The sequence below is a fragment of the Streptococcus sp. SS4 genome, from assembly GCF_030440125.1.
In the GTDB taxonomy this organism is placed as follows: Bacteria; Bacillota; Bacilli; order Lactobacillales; family Streptococcaceae; genus Streptococcus.
The window spans coordinates 128,947-149,884 of record NZ_JAQFJM010000001.1; the positions used below are offsets into that span (position 1 = coordinate 128,947).

The following is a 20,938-nucleotide window of genomic DNA, read 5'->3' on the forward strand; positions in this document are numbered from 1 at the left end:
TATGTTATTGAGGAGAGATGAGATGCTCATAGGCTCAAAAGCCTTTTCTAGCTTATGGAAGGAATGGCAAAAGGAATACCAGCCACTGCAGGTGCTGAAGTTATTGCTTGCTTATATAGAGATGCCAGAGGATCTATCTGGGGAGATAAAGGAAACTCAGCGTTTATTATCCTATTTTGACCCTGACTTGGCGCCTCATGATGCTTTCTGGAAGGATGTTGCCAGGTTAGTAGATTTGGCTTTTCCTGAGGACAGCTTATCTAAAAAATTCTCTATTGAGCGACAAATCCATCAGTTACGTTACCTGATTTCTAGTCAACAGGCCCAGTATGTGAGGACACATTATAAAAAAACAGGGATGACAGACAAAGAAGCTTTAGCTGTCTATCTCAGATGGAAACCTTTCACCATGTTTGATCAGGGGCGTCTGCACCAAAAGATTTCTTTCTGTGATGGCAAGGGGATTTATCCAGATGGGATTCCTAGTGTTAATCTCAAGATTCTCCTCTATAATCGTGTAGAGTTTATTCTAGATAGTCAGGGAAATTTTCTCAATGAGGTCGATGCGGAGCAGGTGACCGAGAGTGGAGTGGTTAATGGTGCTAGTTTTAACTATGGCAATTTCAAACGCCACTGGCAACTGGATGTGGAGCCGGTTCAACCACATGATCCTGCCTTTCGTAATCGGATGACCAAGGGTTTTCGATCACCCAACAAATTGAGAAAGAAGTGGGGCCGAAAAGAGCCTGAGCATTTTGACAAGTCTTTTTACAATCCAAATGGTATCTATGCCCAGTCACATAGATCTTTGGCTAATGATGTCAAACGTCAAGCCAGACTTTTTCTCGCCATGGTTTATGGCTTTAAACCAGTTCAGAAAAAGCAAACAAAGGAGGTTCATATGTCTAAACAACCACAAAACAATAAAGGAACAGCAGTTCTAGGATCACTAGTATTTATGGCCTTATACGCCCTAGGTATTTGGCACAATGCTGTCCGAGGAAATATTCCTTTCCTTATTCTTTGGAGTGTTTTACTCCTAGTTAACGTCAGCTATTTAATTCTCCGCTTGAGAAAATAAAAAAAGAAAGTGATATGGACCTAAATGGTAAGAATTTAGATTTGTATCACTTTTTTGTATATTCAATTATAGCTTACCATTTGCTTTCTTCTGGGATAATAATCCAGCAAATGATGTAGAAAAGAAAACCTGTTCCAAATAAGAAGATCGCTGCAGCCCAAATAAGGCGAATAATGACAGGGTCAATGTCAAGATATTTAGCGATACCAGAACAAACACCGGCAATAATTTTGTTGTTTGGATCTCTTCTGAGTTCTTTTTTCATATGATTTACCTCCGTACTTCCTTATTATACCATAACACCTTGATGTCTAGTATTGGTTTTAAGGAAGCATAAAGTAGACAATCCCCATATATTGAAGAGCCGAAGCCAACATGATGAAGAGGTGCCAAATCATGTGGAAGTATGGTTTTTTCTTAGCATAGAAAGCTGCACCAACCGTGTATGACAATCCTCCAGCAAGCATGAGTCCCCAAAAGACAGGTCCTGTCTTAGTGACGATAGCTGGAATAATGAAGATAACCAACCATCCCATCATCAGATAGAGGAAGAGGGAGAATTTTTCGTTGATTTTTTTAGCAAAGATTTTGTAAAGAATACCAAAAATTGTTGTTCCCCATTGGAGGACGATGATGCTGTAGCCTAGCCATCCGCCAACCAGTGAGAGGGCAACAGGGGTGTAGCTTCCAGCAATGGCGATATAAATCATGCTGTGGTCAATAATTCTTAGAACCATCTTGTGGGGTGAGTTATAATCCATAGCATGATAGATGGCTGAACTCAAAAACATGAGGAAGAGACTGATGACAAAAACGGACATCCCTACGGCAGCAGTCATGCCGTAGCCGTTGTTGGCATGAACAGCAGTAATTGGCAATAAGACTAGCATGGCCATAGCTCCGACGGCGTGAGTCACGCTGTTAGCCACTTCCTCACCAAAGCTAAGTTTTTTACTGAGTTTGAGGTTGGGAGAAGTATTAAAAGTAGCAGTATTAGACATTGTTTCCTCCTTCAAGGTCGTTCAAAAGTTGATGGGTAGCTCGGTAGCATTGAAGCGTCTGGCAGGCTGAGAGTATGACTTGCGGAGCCTCTTGGGGAAACTGACCATTCATACAGGCTACAAAGTCATTGTAGTAACTCTTTTGACTATCAGCATCTGTACGTAGGATTTCCAAGGTTTTAGCAATCTCAGAAATCTCAAAGACGGTCTTCAGACTAGTGATGACAATAAGTCTAGCTACCTGAGCAGCATTATATTTTTTCTTGATGGGTTTTGCGACATGGCCATGTTTGACATAATTATTGACCATAGAGGCGGTTAGCCCCTTGTCGTTTGGTCCTAAAGTACTTTGGGTGACCTGATTGACATAGAGCAAAACCTGATCCAAATAGAGTTCAATCTCTGGTAATTCTTCCCAAAGAGGGTATTGTTGTGTTGTCAAATTATAAAAACCTCTTTATCTAGTTTTCATAACTAGATTATAACATTATAGAAATTCAAGTCAAGTCAGAACTTACGAGAAATGAAAAAGATGTTGAGATAATATTTCCAACATCTTTATTTTTTATGTGATAAGGCAGAGTGATTTTTTTATGCTTTTGAATCACTTCTTATGGGGTTCTAAGTTTCTCCAAAATTGCTTGTGCAGTTTCTTGATTCATATGTTTGGCCTTGAGAAGTTCAGCCAAAACGTGAGGCATCTCTTCAGGGCTAGCACCGGCTAGTAGGGCTAGAGATTTGGCCTGAAGTTTCATATGTCCTGCTTGGATACCTGTTGAAGTCAGAGCTTTGAGAGCAGCCAGATTTTGTGCCAAACCAAGAGAAACGATGATACTAGCTAGGGTTTTGGCATCTGGATGGTTAAGTAAGTCATGGGCGATAGAAACACTAGGGTTAAGTCCGATAGAACCTCCACGGGTTGCAATTGGCATGGGGAGGGTTAATTCTCCCACCAATTCTTTAGCCTTCTGGTCATAAGTCCATGTGGACAGGCCACGGTAGCTACCATCCTTGCTAGCATAGGCATGGCTACCAGCCTCAACTGCTCGCCAATCATTGCCAGTCGCAATAACTAGGGCATCGATACCATTCAAAATTCCCTTGTTATGGGTAGCTGCTCGGTAAGGGTCCACCTGGGCCAACTGGCTAGCCATCTCCATTTTCTTAGCAAAATCATGAGCGTCTTCCTTGTTACGACTGAGGAAGCGTGTGCTAAGACGACAAGTTGCTGTCACTAGACTCTCGGTGGCAAGATTTGAGAGAATGGCCATGAGACTTTGACCTTCTGAGAGATTTTCCAGTTCTGGCACCAGTGCTTCCATCATGGTGTTGACCATATTGGCTCCCATGGCTTCTTGGGTATCAACGGCCAGATAGACAATGAGGAAGTCTCCCTTAGCCTCAGTCCAGAGCCTGCGAGGGCCACCTCCACGCTTAACAATAGAAGGATGAGCTTCTTTGGCAATCTCTATGAGGTCCTGATTGGCTGCTTGAATTTTACTTGAAGCAGAGACCTTATCAGGAACATCAAAGAGGGCTACTTGGCCAATCATCTGACGGTCATGAATCTTGGTTGTAAAGCCACCAGAACGCTTGATGAGCTTGCTAGCATAGGAAGCAGCAGCTACAACTGAGGGTTCCTCGGTAACCATAGGAACCTGATAGGTTATACCGTCTACCAATACATCTGGGCAAACGGCAAAGGGAAGTGTAAATCGACCAATAACATTTTCAGCCATTTGATTGGCTGTTTCAAGGGTGAGTTGTTGGTCCTTATCCAGAAGATCTTGATTTTCCTGAGACAAAAGAGCATTCTTTTTCAAATGCTCTTTACGTTCTTGCGGTGTCTTCTTGGAAAAACCAGTCCAAGAGAGTTTAGTCATATTAATTTCCTTTATAGATACGTTGGTGTTCAGAGATTTCAGTTAAACGGAAAGCTCCGGTTTGGTAATCAGCGAATTGAGTAGAGCCAGTGTCATCCAACTGCGCCTCTTCATAGAAAAGTTTTTCATAATCAACAACGCTCAAGGGTTGACGTTTGGCAAAGGTATCTAGACGGTCTGAACGAAGCAGGTCTTTGTAGCCCTCAACCAGACGTCCTGAGAAAATTTCAGAGACAGCTCCAGAACCATAAGAGAAGAAGCCAATCTTGTCTCCTGCTTTAAGGTCTTGCGACTGTTCAAGCAATGAAAGAAGTCCAAGATAAAGTGACCCTGTATAGATATTTCCAATTTGGCGACTATAGGTAATTGAAGCCTCAAAGTTGTTTGTCAAACGCTCTCTATTCTCTGGATTTAAATCTTTGGGAATAATCTTATTAAGTCCCTTAAGAGCTAGCTTAGGATAAGGAAGGTGGAGACAAAAAGCTGCAAAATCAGCAAAGTCAGCCTGATGACGCTCTTGATAAGCTGCCCAAGTTGTCTTCAAGCTGTCAAGGTACTGCTTGGTTGAATAGATGCCTTGAACATAAGGCGTTGAACTATAGTTTGGACGCCAGAAGTCCATGACATCACGAGTTTGTGCCACGTTGTCATCAGTAAGCTCCAAAATACGTGGATTCTGACTGACTAGCATAGCTACAGCACCAGCTCCCTGGGTTGACTCACCAGAAGATCCGACACCATAGCGAGCGATGTCACTAGCGATAACCAGAACTTTACTCTCTGGGTGGGCTGCCACGTGCAATTTAGCATAGTTAAGTCCAGCAGTTGCAGCATAACAAGCTTCCTTCATTTCAAAAGAACGGGCAAAAGGCTGAATCCCCAAAAGACTGTGAACATAGACAGCAGCAGCCTTTGACTGGTCAATGGAAGACTCAGTAGCCACGATGACCATATCGATAGCTTTTTTGTCATCGTCATTTAAAATATCAGCCGCCGCATCAGAGGCAAGCGTCACAATATCTTCTGTAATCGGCGTAATACTGGTTGCATCAAGCATCAGCCCCTTGCTGAATTTTTCAGGCTCCGCCCCACGGGCAAGAGCGAGATCAGCCATGTTTAGAACATATTGACTGGTCGCAAAACCAATCTTATCAATTCCAATAGACATATGATGTTTCCTTTTTTTCTTCATTGTAGAGTATCCAGAAGATACTAATCTATAGTGATTTTACCATAAAAGAGCGCTTTCGCCTTGAAAAAACTTTGATAGTTAGTTATATCTTCTGTTTCGATAGGAACTAGAGGATTTCGCAAGACTTTCCTTTGGGGAACATGACCCTTTTGTTTCTCATTTCAAGCAGAATAGGGTAAAATTGAAATGGCACTTTACTAGTTTTTTAGCTATGTTAGAAAAGTAAAATTGTTGTTATATATTGAAATCATTGAGAGCGTTAGGTGAGACTTTCCGCTGTGAGATAAGTGTCTGTAAATAAAGTGTTTTGTTTACAGACACTCGGAATTTTTGAGACCATAGGCTCAAAAATTAGTCTTGGAACTTCGAAGAAGTTCGCAGACGTCCGTAATCACTTAAGGAAAGTCTCAAAAAATACTTTGTTTTCAATTGAATAAAGAGGAAAATCATGACAAAAGCAGACACTATATTTAAAGAAAATATCACTAAAATCATGGAAGAGGGGGTTTGGTCGGAGCAAGCACGTCCTAAATACAAGGATGGCACAACAGCCAATTCCAAATACATCACAGGGTCTTTTGCAGAATATGATTTGAGCAAGGGAGAGTTTCCTATTACCACTCTTCGTCCTATTGCTATCAAATCTGCTATCAAAGAAGTGCTTTGGATTTACCAAGACCAGTCAAATAGCCTAGATGTCCTTGAAGACAAGTATAATGTGCATTATTGGAATGACTGGGAAGTTGAAGGCGTACCTGCCAATAATGGGGACAAGCGTTCGATTGGTCAGCGTTATGGGGCGGTCGTTAAGAAGCACGATATTATTAACCGTTTGTTGGCTCAGTTGGAGGCTAATCCGTGGAATCGCCGTAATGTCATCTCCCTTTGGGATTACGAGGCCTTCGAGGAGACAGCAGGACTTCAGCCTTGTGCCTTCCAAACCATGTTTGACGTTCGTCGTGTGGGTGAGGACATTTATTTGGATGCTACTTTGACGCAACGTTCTAACGATATGTTGGTGGCTCATCATATTAATGCCATGCAGTATGTTGCCCTTCAGATGATGATTGCCAAGCACTTTGGTTGGAAAGTTGGTAAATTCTTTTATTTTATCAACAACCTCCATATTTATGACAATCAATTTGAGCAAGCCGAAGAACTGCTCAAACGTCAGCCCTCTGATTGCCAACCATGCTTGGTCCTCAATGTTCCTGATGGGACTAATTTCTTCGATATCAAACCAGAAGATTTTGAATTGGTTGACTATGACCCTGTTAAACCTCAACTCAAATTTGACTTAGCAATTTAATAAATGCTTATGATTTAAGCCCATAAAGAGCTGGCAAAGTTTTTTCCAAGCTCTTTTTCTCTTTTTTTGTTAGAATGGATTGTAAACTTAAAAAGAGAAGGAAATACTGTGTCTAAACAACTCATTGCTATTTGGGCGGAAGCTCATAACCATGTTATTGGGAAGAATCACACCATGCCTTGGCACTTGCCTGCTGAACTGGCACATTTCAAGAAAACGACCATGGGCTCAGCAATTCTCATGGGACGTGTGACCTTTGATGGCATGAACCGTCGTTGCCTACCAGGACGTGAAACCTTGATTTTGACAAGAGACAAGGAATTCAACTGTGAGGGTGTGACGACTGTTACGAGTGTTGAGGAAGCTCTGGCTTGGTTCGAACAGCAAGATAAGGACCTCTATATTGCTGGTGGTGCTGGTGTCTACAAGGCTTTTGATGGACATTATGATGCACTCATCAAGACAACTATTGAGGCTGATTTAGAGGGAGACACGTATTTTCCACAACTAGACATGACGGCATTTAAAGAGGTATCACGTGACCGCGTAGTCAAGGATGATAAAAATGCCTACGACTTTAGCATAAGTCGCTATGAAAAAGAAGGAGACTAGGTTCATGCAACGTAGTGTTTTTGGGTTATTTACTGCATTATTGGGGGTGCTTTGTGTACTCTCTGCCATTCCTGCCTTTCGCAAGAAACGTTATGGGTTAGCAGTTTTTCTCTTTTTAAATGCTTTTACTAACCTTGTCAATACTATTCACGCCTTCTATGGCACCCTATTTTAGAAAAGAGTGAGGAATAAATGGCTGGAAATCGTAATGAAGAAATGGTTTATTGTTCATTTTGTGGCAAAAACCAAGAAGAAGTAAAGAAAATTATCGCTGGGAATGGCGTCTTTATCTGTAACGAATGTGTGGCCTTGTCACAAGAAATCATTCGTGAGGAAATGGCAGAAGAAGTTTTGGCTGACTTGGCTGAAACTCCGAAGCCAAAAGAACTTTTAGATATTTTGAACAACTATGTCGTGGGGCAGGACCGTGCCAAACGTGCCTTGGCGGTAGCTGTTTACAATCACTATAAACGTATCAATTTCACAGAAAGTCGTGAAGACAATGATGTGGATTTGCAAAAATCAAATATTCTCATGATTGGACCAACTGGTTCAGGGAAGACTTTCTTGGCTCAGACCTTGGCTCGTAGCTTGAATGTTCCATTTGCGATTGCAGATGCAACATCATTGACAGAGGCAGGTTATGTGGGTGAGGACGTGGAAAATATCCTCCTCAAACTGATCCAAGCGGCAGACTTCAATATCGAACGTGCGGAACGTGGTATCATCTATGTTGACGAGATTGATAAGATTGCTAAAAAGGGTGAAAATGTATCAATCACTCGTGACGTTTCTGGCGAAGGAGTTCAACAAGCTCTCTTGAAGATTATCGAAGGAACAGTAGCCAGCGTTCCCCCTCAAGGTGGTCGTAAACACCCTAACCAAGAGATGATTCAAATTGATACTAAGAATATCCTCTTTATCGTGGGGGGTGCTTTTGATGGTATCGAAGATATCGTTAAGCAACGTCTTGGTGAGAAAATCATTGGTTTTGGTCAAAACAATAAAGCGATTGACGATGACTCATCATACATGCAAGAAATTGTGGCTGAAGATATCCAAAAATTCGGTCTTATCCCTGAGTTTATCGGACGTTTGCCAGTCCTTGCGGCCCTTGAACAGTTAACGGTTGACGACTTGGTTCGTATCTTGACAGAGCCTAGAAATGCCTTGGTTAAACAGTACCAAACCCTCTTGTCTTATGATGGGGTTGAACTGGAGTTTGACCAGGATGCTCTTGAAGCTATTGCAAGTAAGGCAATTGAACGTAAGACCGGTGCGCGTGGCCTTCGCTCTATCATTGAGGAAGTCATGATGGATGTCATGTTTGAGATTCCGAGTCAGGAAGATGTTACTAAGGTTCGTATTACAAAAGAAGCCGTTGACGGCACAGCTGCTCCAGTTTTGGAAACAGCATAAGGAGGTTCTATGGCTGAAGAACAAGTCCTAAATACGCACAATGCTGAGATTTTGCTCAGTGCGGCGAATAAGAGCCACTATCCCCAAGATGACCTCCCTGAGGTTGCCCTAGCAGGACGCTCGAATGTTGGTAAATCAAGCTTTATCAATACACTTCTTGGTCGTAAAAACCTAGCACGTACTTCTGGGAAACCAGGGAAAACTCAGTTGCTTAATTTCTACAATATTGACGATAAGCTTCGTTTTGTGGATGTGCCAGGTTACGGTTATGCCCGTGTGTCTAAAAAAGAACGTGCCAAATGGGGCAAAATGATTGAGGAGTACCTCGTGACTCGAGATAATCTTCGTGTCGTTGTTAGCTTGGTTGACCTCCGACATGAACCAACTCAAGACGATATCCAAATGTATGAATTTCTCAAGTATTATGAAATTCCGGTCATCGTTGTAGCGACTAAGGCTGACAAGATTCCTCGCGGAAAATGGAACAAGCACGAATCAATTATTAAGAAAAAACTCAATTTCGATAAAAATGACCATTTTATCGTCTTTTCATCTGTCACACGTGACGGTTATGATGAAGCATGGGATACGATTTTAGCAGAATTATAAAAAGAGCTCGGAGAAATCCGAGTTTTTTTCTTGCGATAGTTTTTGTCTATCTCTTTGATAGTTTCCACCTATTATCCAAGGGGATGATATTGTGATAAGCTTGTTTTATCATATCTATTGGAGGAATCTATGGAAAACCATAATTATGAAAATGAAGGTCAGTTCCAACAGAAGATGACCTCACGCCACCTCTTTATGCTCTCGCTAGGTGGTGTTATTGGTACCGGTCTCTTTCTTAGCTCAGGCTATACGATTGCATAAGCAGGCCCTCTTGGTGCGATACTATCTTATCTTGTGGGGGCTATCGTTGTTTACTTAGTCATGCTTTCATTAGGTGAGCTAGCTGTTGCTATGCCAGTAACGGGATCCTTTCACACCTATGCCACTAAATTTATCAGTCCGGGAACCGGCTTTACGGTAGCTTGGCTTTATTGGATTTGTTGGACGGTAGCCTTGGGAACAGAATTTCTGGGTGCGGCCATGTTGATGCAACGTTGGTTTCCATCAGTTCCGGCTTGGATGTTTGCGGCCTTCTTTGCCTTGGTGATTTTTGGAATTAATGCTCTGAGCGTGAGGTCTTTTGCAGAAGCGGAATCTTTCTTCTCTTCTATAAAGGTTATTGCTATCTTGGTTTTTATCATCCTAGGTCTGGGGGCTATGTTTGGTTTGGTCAGCTTTGATGGTCATCGTGAAGCTATTATGTTCAAGCATTTGACGGCTAATGGTCTCTTTCCAAATGGTGGTCTTGCCATTGTGTCAGTCATGTTAGCGGTTAACTACGCCTTTTCGGGAACAGAGTTAATCGGTATCGCAGCTGGTGAGACAGATAATCCTAAAGAGGCTGTTCCACGTGCTATTAAAACGACCATTGGACGCTTGGTTATCTTCTTTGTCTTGACCATTGTGGTATTGGCTTCGCTTCTTCCCATGAAAGAAGCAGGGGTATCTTCAGCGCCTTTCGTTGATGTTTTTGACAAGATGGGGATTCCATTTGCGGCAGACATCATGAACTTTGTTATCCTGACAGCTATTCTTTCTGCTGGGAATTCGGGACTCTACGCTTCAAGCCGTATGCTTTGGTCTTTGGCCAATGAGGGAATGCTCAATAAAAAGCTAGTGAAAATCAATAAACATGGAGTTCCAATGACAGCCCTTTTGATTTCCATGGCAGGAGCAGTTTTATCACTCTTTTCAAGTATCTATGCTGCAGATACGGTTTATCTAGCTTTGGTATCAATCGCTGGTTTTGCAGTTGTTGTTGTCTGGCTCTCCATTCCTTTGGCACAAATCAACTTCCGTAAACAGTGGTATTTAGAACATTCTGATGATGAGTTGGATTACAAGACACCGTTTAACCCAATCCTACCTTATATTACAATCGTTCTCTTGGCCATTTCTGTGCTTGGGATTGCTTGGGATAGTTCACAACGTGCGGGACTTTACTTCGGTATTCCTTTCATGATTTTCTGCTACCTCTATCACTACCTTCGCTTTAAAAAATGGTAAGGAGGCCTTGTATGGCAATATTTAAAGACTATTTAGAGAATAAATCTCCCCTTATCCTTCATGGGGCACTAGGAACAGAGATGGAGAGCTTGGGTTATGATATTTCTGGCAAACTCTGGTCAGCCAAGTACCTTCTTGAAAAGCCAGAAGTTATTCAAAAAATCCACGAAACCTATGTAGCCGCTGGGGCTGACTTGATTACCACATCGTCTTATCAGGCGACCTTGCCAGGCTTGATGGAGGCTGGACTTACTGAGAAAGAAGCGGAGCAGATTATTGTCTTGACAGTTCAGTTGGCAAAGAATGCACGTGATAAGGTATGGGCAGCATTAGATGAGACTGAGAAAGCAAAACGACCATATCCTTTGATTTCTGGAGATGTCGGTCCTTACGCAGCTTATTTGGCTAATGGTTCTGAGTATAGTGGTGATTATGGTCAAATTACTATCGAGGAGCTTAAGGATTTTCATCGGCCTAGGATTCAAATTCTCCTAGATCAAGGTGTGGACTTGCTAGCTTTGGAAACTATTCCAAATCGTTTAGAAGCACAAGCCTTGATTGAACTCCTGGCTGAAGAATTTTCAGAATCAGAAGCTTATCTCAGTTTTACAGTCCAAGAATCAGCCACTATCAGTGATGGGACTTCTTTAGATGAGATTGCCAAGCTTGTTTCCCAGTCAGACCAAATCTTGGCCCTAGGAATCAACTGTAGTTCGCCTCTTCTTTATGATCAGGCTCTTGCTATTCTTAAAAATGCTGGAAAAGCCCTCATTACTTACCCAAACTCAGGTGAGGTTTATGATGGCAGTACGCAGACTTGGAAACCTAAGGATAAGGATGCTCTAACCTTAGTTGAACATAGTAAAGATTGGCATGCTCAGTTTGGAGTTAAGATTTTAGGTGGCTGCTGTCGCACACGTCCAAATGACATTAAAGCCTTATATACAGAGTTTAGAACCTAGTCAAATTTCTAATTATTTGTTATAATAGGAGACTGTAAGGCTATGAGCTCTACACATTATTAGTAGAAAATGAAGCCAGCGTTAAGCTGGTTTTTAAAATGAAGAGGAAAATATGACCTACGAACAAGAATTTCTAAAAGACTTCGAAGCCTGGGTTGTTACCCAAGTTAAAGTAAACGAAACGGCCTTGGCCGCTAGCAAGAAAATCTGGGAAGAAGACGGCGATGAACGTGCACGTGATGCAAGTTACCGCTATGAAGCTAAATTGGATGCTTACAATTTCCTAATTGGTAAGTTTGCCAACTATCGTGCTGGCAAAGGTTTCCATGATATGCCAGATGGCTTGTTCGGGGAACGTCACTATTAATAAAGGATGAAAAAGAAAATGGCGATACTACTTTATAGAAAGGTATCGTCTATCAAAATAGGAGAAAACTAAACATGGCTAAAGTAAAAAATAAAAAGAAAGCTTTTAAACACCGTTTGAAAAAACAAGGACTTTTCAATAATCTTAAAGCCCCTGTTCCACCCGTTGCGCCTGTTCCCCCAGTGCCACCAGTAGCACCACAACCTGTTGCTGAAACTAAGACAGTTGCCAAGGAAGAAGCAGCAGCCAAAGACCTTAGTCTTGAAGCTTTCGCAGAACTTCCAGAAGTTGAAGGCCTTCGTTCAAACCTTGTAGAAACTCTTTATAATGAAGGTTTGACTTCAGTAGAGGCTTTTGCTACTGTGACTGAAGAAGAAGTTCTTGCCCTCAAGGGTGTCGGACCTGCGACAGTTAAAAAATTGAAAGAAAATGGTGTTAGCTTCAAAGCTTAAGCCTAAAAAAGATCCGAGGTGTAGCCTTCGGATTTTTTATTGTTTTAGAAAGCATTGCTTGATTAGAAAAACAAGAAAACCACTAGTAAATCTAGTGGTTAGTAGGTCTGGATTGTTTATTTCTTTGGGTTTTGTTTGGTTAAATTAAGTCCAAAAGGTACCAAGTTTTCTTGATGCCTGCGGATGCGCCCCATATTTTCAGTGTGGCGGAAGATGATAAGCAAAGCCATGATGGTAAGAACCCCAGTGAAAATAAGGTCATAGCCATCTAGTAAGAAATGGATGGCTGGAAAGACAGCCAGCGTAATAAGTCCAACAATTGCTGCAGTGACACTTGAAAATGAAATCATGCTGGTTAGATAGAGTGTTAGGGCAAAGACCAAGAGTAAGAAGACACAGTAGAGTGGGGCAAAACCAAGAAGCACCCCAGCACTTGTCGCAACGGCCTTCCCACCTTTAAATCCAGCAAAGATTGGAAAAACATGTCCGATAATGGCAAAGAAACCAATAACTAAAGGTGAAACCTCTGTAACACCAAGCCAGATAGGAAGAAGAACAGCCAAGGTACCCTTGAACATATCCACCAAGAAGGTGATGGTACCAGCAGTCTTACCTAGAACACGAAAGGTATTGGTTGTTCCAGTATTTCCAGAGCCATGCTCACGAAGATTGGTGTGGAAGAATAGTTTCCCAATCCAGAGGCCGGTCTGAATGGAACCTAGCAAGTAGGCGATTAGGATTAACAATAAGATTTTCATGAGATAATTATAGCATACAGCCTAGTAATTGACAAAGTCAGTCAGCCTTAAGATATCTTTTGAACTTTCTTGATTTCTTTTGCAAATTCTTCTGAAAACTTATAAAATAATAAGGATGAAAATTTTGGAGGTCACTCTTGGCTAAAAAAGAAATTAATGTAAATAATTATAATGATGATGCCATTCAGGTACTAGAAGGGTTGGATGCGGTTCGCAAGCGCCCTGGAATGTACATTGGCTCAACAGATGGAACAGGACTTCACCACCTCGTTTGGGAGATTGTCGACAATGCGGTCGATGAAGCTCTTTCTGGTTTTGGTGATGTTATCGCTGTTACCCTAAATAAGGATGGTTCCGTTTCTGTTTCTGACTCTGGACGTGGGATGCCGACAGGTATGCATGCCATGGGTAAACCAACAGTTGAAGTTATTTTCACTGTTCTCCACGCTGGTGGTAAATTTGGACAGGGTGGTTATAAGACTTCTGGAGGTCTTCACGGTGTGGGTTCCTCAGTTGTTAATGCGCTGTCTAGTTGGCTTGAGGTAGAAATTACCCGTGACGGTAGTGTTTATCGCCAACGTTTTGAAAATGGTGGTCACCCTGTAACAGGGCTTGAAAAGATTGGTAAAGCGCCTAAGTCTAAGACAGGTACAAAAGTTACCTTTATGCCTGATGCGAGCATCTTTTCAACAACTGACTTTAAATTTAACACCATCTCAGAGCGTCTCAAAGAATCAGCCTTCCTTCTTAAGAATGTCACTATGACATTGACAGACTTGCGTGGCGAAGAAGAAGTTCGTGAAGAATTCCACTATGAAAATGGAGTTCAAGACTTTGTATCATACTTGAATGAGGACAAGGAAACACTGACACCAGTCATCTATATTGATGGGGACCAGCAGGATTTCCACTTGGAATTAGCCCTTCAGTATAATGACGGTTACTCTGACAATATTCTTTCCTTTGTCAATAATGTCCGTACTAAGGACGGAGGTACCCACGAAACGGGCTTCAAATCTGCCATTACCAAGGCTCTTAACGACTATGCTCGTAAAACAGGTCTTCTCAAAGAGAAGGATAAGAACCTTGAGGGGTCAGATTATCGAGAAGGCTTATCAGCAGTTATCTCGCTCTTGGTTCCTGAGGAACACCTTCAGTTTGAGGGCCAAACCAAGGACAAACTTGGATCTCCTTTAGCTCGTCCCATTGTCGATAGTATTGTTTCAGAGCACTTGACTTATTTCCTTATGGAAAATGGAGATCTGGCTTCTAACTTGGTGCGTAAGGCTATCAAGGCCCGTGATGCCCGTGAAGCTGCTAGAAAAGCCCGTGATGCCAGCCGAAATGGCAAGAAAAATAAAAAAGACAAGGGGCTCTTGTCAGGAAAATTGACGCCAGCCCAGTCTAAAAATGCTAAGAAAAATGAGCTTTATCTGGTCGAAGGGGATTCTGCCGGCGGTTCAGCCAAACAAGGCCGTGATCGTAAATTCCAGGCCATTCTTCCTCTTCGAGGGAAGGTCCTCAACACTGAGAAAGCCAAAATGGCAGACATTCTCAAAAATGAAGAAATCAATACCATGATTTACACTATTGGTGCAGGTGTTGGAGCTGATTTTAACCTTGACGATATCAACTACGACAAGATTATCATCATGACCGATGCCGATACCGATGGGGCTCACATCCAGACCTTGCTACTTACTTTCTTCTATCGTTATATGCGTCCACTGGTTGAAGCAGGACATGTTTATATCGCTTTGCCTCCTCTTTACAAGATGTCTAAAGGGAAAGGCAAGAAGGAAGTTGTCGAATATGCTTGGACTGATGGGGAACTTGAGGAACTTCGTCAAAAATTTGGTCGTGGAGCTATTCTCCAGCGTTACAAGGGGCTTGGTGAGATGAATGCTGACCAGCTTTGGGAAACAACTATGGATCCAGAGACCAGAACGCTTATCCGAGTAACTATTGACGACCTAGCGCGTGCCGAACGTCGTGTCTCAGTTCTTATGGGAGATAAGGCGGCACCACGCCGTCAATGGATTGAAGATAACGTTAAATTTACCTTGGAAGAAAGCGGCGCATTTTAAGTTGCAGGCCAGAAGGGAATGTAATAAGATAGAGTTAGGGAGAGCGCTTACTATCAATAGATACTTGGGATTATAAAGAAACAAGTTGATTATTTTCTACATCGTTTATTAACTATTTGCAGTGTCATTGACTAGAAATCAATGGAGGTAGAAAAATGGATTTTAATGTTATCGATTACCTAGCTTACCATGCAGATGTAGCTTTTCCTGCTATTATTCTTATGGTTATTGTTTCTACCATATACTTAATTTTTTATGGCATACGTCCTATAAAAACACGCTTTTTGATCCTTTTTCTCTTATCTATAGTCTCCCTCATAATCTTCGTGGTGGATAATCCTCTCTATTCTTATTTTGGAAGTACATACTCAGGTTTATTATTTGTGTTTTACTATATGTTGATCTTTTCAGTGTTTTATGTGCCATTCTCGCTAATAGCTTTTATAAAAAGTCTTCTACATTTAATACGCTTTCAAACCAAATATTCAATCTTACTAGTTATTAATAGTTTCTTTGCCACATTACTGGCTTTCCTCAATCTGCTCTTTTTACAAGGGTCTTTGGGATTTCTCCCTGCTTCATCTATGTACCTTATTTTTCTTCTCCTAGCGATAATTGGTATTGTTCAAACTATAATAGGAGGAAAGGAAAATGAAAAAAATAAAGACTATATTGCTAAGTCAGGAAAAGACAGTATGAGGTAAACCTATGTTATCTAAGGTATTAAGTTTTTTACTTTACTATCCTCAAGTGGTGTTTCCTGTATGTGCAGGGGCAATAGCTTATTTAAGCGTTTATAAAAAGAGACCACTAAAAACACGCTTTTTGATCTTGCCTATACTAGTAGTGATAACCTTCCTTCTATCTTTGATAGATAATCCCTTCTCACAGAGGACCTACACGGGGTTGTTATTGGCTTTCTACTATGTCTATGTTTTTTCTCCCCTAAGTGTTGTTTGTAGTATCACATCTCTTTTAAAAAGTATCTATCATTATAAGCTATTCCGTATGCCATTAGCTCTAGTTCTCGTGATCAATGGCTCCATAATGACCGGTCTAACAATTTTAAACCTTATTTTATTCTTTGGGGAACTTTCTACTTCATTGACACTATCTTGTGTATCTTTCATTTTAATTGCGATAAGCACAGTGGTTCAATTTGTGATTGGTGAAATAGAAACTAGGAAGGTGAAAACCATTCTTCTACAGTTACAAAGTCAAGGAACAACATTGTAATTAGAGGTGTTGCAGTGAAGTAGGGGGTCTACTATTTGTCTTTTATATTATTTCAAATCATTACTTAAACTAAAAAATAAAGAGAAATCTTATGTCTAATATTCAAAATATGTCCCTTGAGGACATCATGGGGGAGCGTTTTGGACGCTACTCCAAATACATTATTCAGGAGCGTGCGCTTCCTGACATTCGTGACGGTTTGAAACCCGTTCAACGTCGTATTCTTTATTCCATGAATAAGGATGGCAATGCTCATGACAAGGGCTATCGTAAATCTGCCAAGTCGGTGGGTAACATCATGGGTAATTTCCACCCCCATGGTGACAGTTCCATTTATGACGCCATGGTCCGTATGTCCCAGGACTGGAAGAATCGTGAAATCTTAGTTGAGATGCACGGTAACAACGGTTCTATGGACGGTGATCCACCAGCGGCCATGCGTTATACAGAGGCACGCTTGTCAGAGATTGCTGGCTACCTTCTTCAAGATATCGATAAAAACACCGTTCCTTGGGCTTGGAACTTTGACGATACAGAGAAGGAACCGACCGTTTTACCCGCCGCCTTTCCAAATCTCTTGGTTAATGGGGCTACAGGGATTTCTGCTGGTTATGCCACAGACATTCCACCACATAATCTGGCAGAGGTCATTGATGCTGTTGTCTACATGATTGATCACCCATCTGCTAAACTGGATAAATTGATGGAATTCTTGCCTGGCCCAGATTTCCCAACAGGGGCTATCATTCAGGGTAAAGATGAGATTCGCAAGGCTTACGAAACTGGTAAGGGCCGCGTCGTTGTGCGTTCACGTACTGAAATTGAACAACTCAAAGGTGGTAAGGAGCAAATCATTGTTACTGAAATTCCTTACGATGTTAATAAGGCAGTTCTTGTTAAAAAAATCGATGATGTTCGTGTCAATAACAAGGTTCCTGGCATTGCAGAAGTTCGTGACGAGTCTGACCGTACAGGGTTGCGTATTGCTATCGAACTTAAGAAGGATGCTGACAGCCAAACCATTCTTAACTATCTTTTGAAATATACGGATCTTCAAGTCAATTACAATTTCAACATGGTAGCTATCGACAATTTCACTCCACGTCAAGTGGGCTTGCAAAAGATTTTGTCTAGCTACATTGCCCACCGTCGCGATATTATCGTTGCCCGTTCAAAATTTGATAAGGAAAAAGCTGAAAAACGTCTTCATATTGTTGAAGGGTTGATCCGTGTCATCTCTATTTTAGATGAGGTTATTGCCCTTATCCGAGCTTCTGAGAATAAGGCAGATGCCAAGGAAAATCTTAAAGTCAGCTATGATTTTTCAGAAGAACAGGCCGAAGCTATCGTGACCTTGCAACTTTATCGTTTGACCAATACGGATATCGTTACTCTCCAAAATGAGGAAGCCGATTTACGTGAGCAGATTGCGACCTTGGCTGCCATCATTGGAGACGAGCGTACCATGTTTAATGTCATGAAACGTGAACTCCGTGACATTAAGAAGAAATTTGGTAATGACCGTCGTTCAGAGCTACAAGCGGAAACTAAGACCATTGAAATTGATACCGCAAGTTTGATTGTTGAAGAAGAAACCTATGTCAGCATCACTCGCGGTGGTTACGTCAAACGTACAAGCCCACGTTCCTTCAATGCTTCAACGATTGATGAAGTCGGAAAACGTGATGATGATGACTTGATTCTGGTTCAGCAGGCTAAGACGACACAACATCTCTTGATTTTTACCAATCAGGCCAATGTGATTTATCGTCCAATTCATGAGTTGCCGGATATTCGTTGGAAGGATTTGGGAGAGCATTTATCACAAACCATCACTAATTTATCTAAGGATGAAGAAGTGCTTTACGCCGAAATCCTGGATGATTTTGAAGTTGGTACTTACCTAGCAGCTACCAAGCTGGGTCAGATTAAACGTTTCGAACGCAAGGAATTTACGCCATGGCGTACCTACAAGTCTAAGTCGGTTAAATACGCTAAACTCAAGGATGATAGTGATTTTATTGTCACAGTCACTCCAATTCAATTGAATGATATCATGATTATCACTCAAAGAGGTTATGCCCTTCGCTTTAACGCGGACGAAGTGCCAGTAGTTGGGGCAAAGGCAGCAGGTGTTAAGGCAATCAATCTTAAGGATGATGATATCGTTCAGGCTGTTTTTGTGGCAAATACTCAAAGTTTCTACCTTTTAACACAAAGAGCCAGTCTCAAACGTGTGGCTACAGCTGATATCCCGCAGGCTAAGCGAGCTGGTCGAGGTCTCCAAGTTCTTCGTGAGCTTAAGACGAAACCACATCGCGTCTTTAAGGCTGGTCCAGTCTTTACAGAAAATTCTGGTGGTGAGATAGATCTTCTAGCAACACCAGTAGAGGAGGCTCCTCAGACCTTGCTTGTGACAGCCACGACAGGTGAAACTGCAGAGGTTGATTTGTCCCCTCTAAATCTTTCAGATCGTACTAGCAATGGAAGTTTTATTGAAGGGTTGGCAGACAAAGAAGTCTTTTCTGCTAAAATTATTGAAAAATAATGATAAGAAAGCTTTGTTCTCTTATTAGAGGGCAGAGTTTTTTTCTTTGATGGGCAAAATAAGTGTTTTAAAAAGAATTGTCAGAATTTTACAACATAACCTTGAAATTTTCAATGAAAAGGACTATACTAGAAAGCACATAGTAACAGAAAAGAGGATATACACATGACAGTTGATTTAGACTGGGAAAATCTAGGATTTAATTACAGTAAACTTCCATTCCGTTATATCTCATATTACAAAGACGGTAAATGGGATGAGGGGCAATTGACTGAGGATGCGACTTTGCATATTTCAGAAGCATCTCCAGCCCTTCACTATGGTCAAGAAGCTTTTGAAGGCCTCAAGGCTTACCGTACTAAAGATGGCTCTATTCAATTGTTCCGTCCAGATGAAAATGCTAAACGTTTGCAACGTACTGCGGATCGTCTTTTGATGCCACAAGTTCCCGTTGACAAATTTGTAGATGCATGTAAACAAGTTGTACGTGCAAATGAAGAATATGTTCCACCATATGGTACAGGTGCAACACTTTATCTCCGTCCATTGTTGATTGGGGTTGGTGATATCATTGGTGTGCATCCAGCAGATGAGTATATCTTTACCATTTTTGCTATGCCAGTAGGTAACTACTTCAAAGGTGGTTTGGCTCCAACAAACTTCCTTATCCAAGATGATTATGACCGTGCTGCTCCACATGGTACAGGTGCTGCTAAGGTGGGTGGTAACTACGCAGCAAGTATGTTGCCAGGTAAGATTGCACATGATCGTAACTTCTCAGATGTGATCTACCTTGATCCAGCAACTCACACTAAGATTGAAGAAGTGGGTTCTGCAAACTTCTTTGGTATCACAGCCGATAACGAATTCGTTACACCACTCAGCCCATCTATCTTGCCATCTATCACTAAGTTCTCATTGCTTTACTTGGCTGAAAATCGCTTTGGCATGAAAGCTATCCAAGGTGATGTTAAGATTTCTGAATTGGATAAATTTGTCGAAGCAGGTGCCTGTGGTACAGCTGCCGTTATCTCACCAATTGGTGGGGTACAACATGGTGATGACTTCCATGTCTTCTACTCAGAAACAGAAGTAGGTCCTGTAACACGTAAACTTTATGATGAGTTGACAGGTATCCAATTTGGTGATGTTGAAGCACCAGAAGGATGGATTGTCAAAGTTGACTAATTCCTAATAGATAAACGATTATTTTAAGGCTTGCTCTTGCAAGCTTTTTTCTTTTTCGGTAGAATTAAGAAGATACATTAAGAAAGGATGGCTCGAGCCAAGGATCGGGTATAAATCTATGAGTAAAAAAGATAAAAAAATTGAAATCCAAATTAATGATGCTAAAGTAGTCGTCAACAAAGCAACCATCGAAGGTTTTGAACTTCTTGTTGGCAAGAAAGTGATTGGACAAATTGTGGAAATTGATGGTAAGTTTGCCGTTGTTGACAAGGAAAATGTTGCAGGTTTCCACAAAAAAATGGATGATGCAGTAGCTGCCATTATTGAATCGTACAATCTTAATCATTAAAATCCAAAGTAAAGGCTTGCTTTGGTCAAGAAACTGTGATATACTATTTCTTGTTCTTAAGGAGAGATAGCGAAGAGGCTAAACGCGGCGGACTGTAAATCCGCTCCTTCGGGTTCGGGGGTTCGAATCCCTCTCTCTCCATGTCTAAGAAACTGAATCGGGATAGTCGATATCAAGTACTTAGATGTTTTTTTATAGCATTTTGCTATTGGGGTATAGCCAAGCGGTAAGGCAAGGGACTTTGACTCCCTCATGCGTTGGTTCGAATCCAGCTACCCCAGTAAAAGGTATCGGGTGCATTGGCACCGTCTATGTTAACCATTGTCTTTGCGGGTACCTTTAAAAATATATTGTTATCAAGGGTCAGAATTGGCTGGCT

At 41.5% G+C, this 20,938-nt stretch carries 19 protein-coding genes, 2 tRNA genes and 2 pseudogenes; 17 read left to right on the forward strand and 6 right to left on the reverse strand.

Annotation, left to right across the window (positions count from 1 at the left end):
* Positions 1-22 precede the first annotated feature (22 nt).
* The gene (locus tag PCY16_RS00595; RefSeq protein WP_145516367.1) at positions 23-1,081 is read left to right on the forward strand and encodes a DUF3114 domain-containing protein; all 1,059 of its coding nucleotides are present in this window, start codon (positions 23-25) and stop codon (positions 1,079-1,081) included.
* Positions 1,082-1,154: 73 nt separating this feature from the next.
* Here PCY16_RS00595 and PCY16_RS00600 read toward each other — a convergent pair whose 3' ends face one another.
* The 5 genes from PCY16_RS00600 to PCY16_RS00620 all read right to left on the reverse strand — a co-directional run bounded on the left by PCY16_RS00600 (position 1,155) and on the right by PCY16_RS00620 (position 5,133).
* Positions 1,155-1,346 (reverse strand): PspC domain-containing protein, encoded by a 192-nt coding sequence (locus PCY16_RS00600; RefSeq protein ID WP_002886147.1) that lies wholly within the window; start codon positions 1,344-1,346, stop codon positions 1,155-1,157.
* 58 nt (positions 1,347-1,404) lie between these two features.
* Positions 1,405-2,082 (reverse strand): hemolysin III family protein, encoded by a 678-nt coding sequence (locus tag PCY16_RS00605; RefSeq protein WP_145516365.1) that lies wholly within the window; start codon positions 2,080-2,082, stop codon positions 1,405-1,407.
* Positions 2,075-2,524 (reverse strand): DUF1836 domain-containing protein, encoded by a 450-nt coding sequence (locus PCY16_RS00610; protein WP_145516363.1) that lies wholly within the window; start codon positions 2,522-2,524, stop codon positions 2,075-2,077. The genes PCY16_RS00605 and PCY16_RS00610 overlap by 8 nt, the downstream gene beginning before the upstream one ends.
* A 169-nt stretch (positions 2,525-2,693) precedes the next feature.
* Entirely contained in the window at positions 2,694-3,965 is a 1,272-nt protein-coding gene (locus PCY16_RS00615) for a hydroxymethylglutaryl-CoA reductase, degradative (RefSeq protein WP_145516361.1), read from the reverse strand.
* A 1-nt stretch (position 3,966) separates the two neighbouring features.
* Positions 3,967-5,133: a hydroxymethylglutaryl-CoA synthase gene (locus tag PCY16_RS00620; protein WP_195413736.1), complete on the reverse strand. Its 1,167-nt coding sequence runs from the start codon at positions 5,131-5,133 to the stop codon at positions 3,967-3,969.
* A gap of 472 nt (positions 5,134-5,605) precedes the next feature.
* On the opposite strand from PCY16_RS00620, the gene PCY16_RS00625 reads away from it, so the two are divergent.
* The 9 genes and pseudogenes from PCY16_RS00625 (at position 5,606) to PCY16_RS00665 (ending at position 12,393) form a co-directional block, all read left to right on the forward strand.
* On the forward strand, positions 5,606-6,466 hold the full coding sequence (locus tag PCY16_RS00625) for a thymidylate synthase (RefSeq protein ID WP_195413737.1): 861 nt from the start codon (positions 5,606-5,608) through the stop codon (positions 6,464-6,466).
* 108 nt (positions 6,467-6,574) lie between these two features.
* Positions 6,575-7,078, forward strand: coding sequence for a dihydrofolate reductase (locus PCY16_RS00630; protein ID WP_037597549.1), 504 nt, complete (start codon positions 6,575-6,577; stop codon positions 7,076-7,078).
* Between the two features lie 4 nt (positions 7,079-7,082).
* Positions 7,083-7,253, forward strand: a complete 171-nt coding sequence (locus PCY16_RS00635) for a hypothetical protein (RefSeq protein ID WP_002886174.1) — start codon at positions 7,083-7,085, stop codon at positions 7,251-7,253.
* Between the two features lie 17 nt (positions 7,254-7,270).
* Positions 7,271-8,497 carry an ATP-dependent Clp protease ATP-binding subunit ClpX gene (gene clpX / locus PCY16_RS00640; protein WP_002890340.1) on the forward strand — a complete coding sequence of 409 codons (1,227 nt, stop codon included), beginning with the start codon at positions 7,271-7,273 and terminating at the stop codon, positions 8,495-8,497.
* A 9-nt stretch (positions 8,498-8,506) separates the two neighbouring features.
* Positions 8,507-9,106, forward strand: a complete 600-nt coding sequence (gene yihA / locus PCY16_RS00645; protein WP_002885996.1) for a ribosome biogenesis GTP-binding protein YihA/YsxC — start codon at positions 8,507-8,509, stop codon at positions 9,104-9,106.
* 129 nt (positions 9,107-9,235) lie between these two features.
* Positions 9,236-10,612: pseudogene (locus PCY16_RS00650) on the forward strand (amino acid permease).
* An 11-nt stretch (positions 10,613-10,623) separates the two neighbouring features.
* Positions 10,624-11,574, forward strand: coding sequence for a homocysteine S-methyltransferase (gene mmuM / locus PCY16_RS00655; RefSeq protein WP_195413738.1), 951 nt, complete (start codon positions 10,624-10,626; stop codon positions 11,572-11,574).
* Between the two features lie 112 nt (positions 11,575-11,686).
* Positions 11,687-11,941 carry a DUF1912 family protein gene (locus tag PCY16_RS00660; RefSeq protein WP_002886199.1) on the forward strand — a complete coding sequence of 85 codons (255 nt, stop codon included), beginning with the start codon at positions 11,687-11,689 and terminating at the stop codon, positions 11,939-11,941.
* 74 nt (positions 11,942-12,015) lie between these two features.
* The gene (locus PCY16_RS00665) at positions 12,016-12,393 is read left to right on the forward strand and encodes a helix-hairpin-helix domain-containing protein (protein ID WP_155198098.1); all 378 of its coding nucleotides are present in this window, start codon (positions 12,016-12,018) and stop codon (positions 12,391-12,393) included.
* A gap of 116 nt (positions 12,394-12,509) precedes the next feature.
* Here the strand turns inward: PCY16_RS00665 and plsY are convergent, their stop codons facing one another.
* Complete coding sequence (gene plsY / locus PCY16_RS00670) at positions 12,510-13,151, reverse strand: glycerol-3-phosphate 1-O-acyltransferase PlsY (protein WP_195413739.1); 642 nt, start codon at positions 13,149-13,151, stop codon at positions 12,510-12,512.
* A gap of 137 nt (positions 13,152-13,288) precedes the next feature.
* On the opposite strand from plsY, the gene parE reads away from it, so the two are divergent.
* The 7 genes and pseudogenes from parE (at position 13,289) to PCY16_RS00705 (ending at position 20,840) form a co-directional block, all read left to right on the forward strand.
* Positions 13,289-15,238: a DNA topoisomerase IV subunit B gene (parE, locus tag PCY16_RS00675; protein WP_073689885.1), complete on the forward strand. Its 1,950-nt coding sequence runs from the start codon at positions 13,289-13,291 to the stop codon at positions 15,236-15,238.
* A gap of 155 nt (positions 15,239-15,393) precedes the next feature.
* Positions 15,394-15,942: a hypothetical protein gene (locus PCY16_RS00680; RefSeq protein ID WP_195413740.1), complete on the forward strand. Its 549-nt coding sequence runs from the start codon at positions 15,394-15,396 to the stop codon at positions 15,940-15,942.
* Positions 15,943-16,565: 623 nt separating this feature from the next.
* Positions 16,566-19,022, forward strand: a complete 2,457-nt coding sequence (gene parC, locus PCY16_RS00685; RefSeq protein WP_195413741.1) for a DNA topoisomerase IV subunit A — start codon at positions 16,566-16,568, stop codon at positions 19,020-19,022.
* A 156-nt stretch (positions 19,023-19,178) separates the two neighbouring features.
* Positions 19,179-20,210, forward strand: a pseudogene (locus PCY16_RS00690) (branched-chain amino acid aminotransferase); the annotation flags it as partial.
* A gap of 118 nt (positions 20,211-20,328) precedes the next feature.
* Positions 20,329-20,559, forward strand: a complete 231-nt coding sequence (locus PCY16_RS00695; protein ID WP_002890369.1) for a DUF2969 domain-containing protein — start codon at positions 20,329-20,331, stop codon at positions 20,557-20,559.
* A gap of 60 nt (positions 20,560-20,619) precedes the next feature.
* Positions 20,620-20,700, forward strand: a tRNA-Tyr gene (locus PCY16_RS00700).
* 68 nt (positions 20,701-20,768) lie between these two features.
* Positions 20,769-20,840, forward strand: a tRNA-Gln gene (locus PCY16_RS00705).
* The last annotated feature ends 98 nt before the right edge of the window (positions 20,841-20,938 follow it).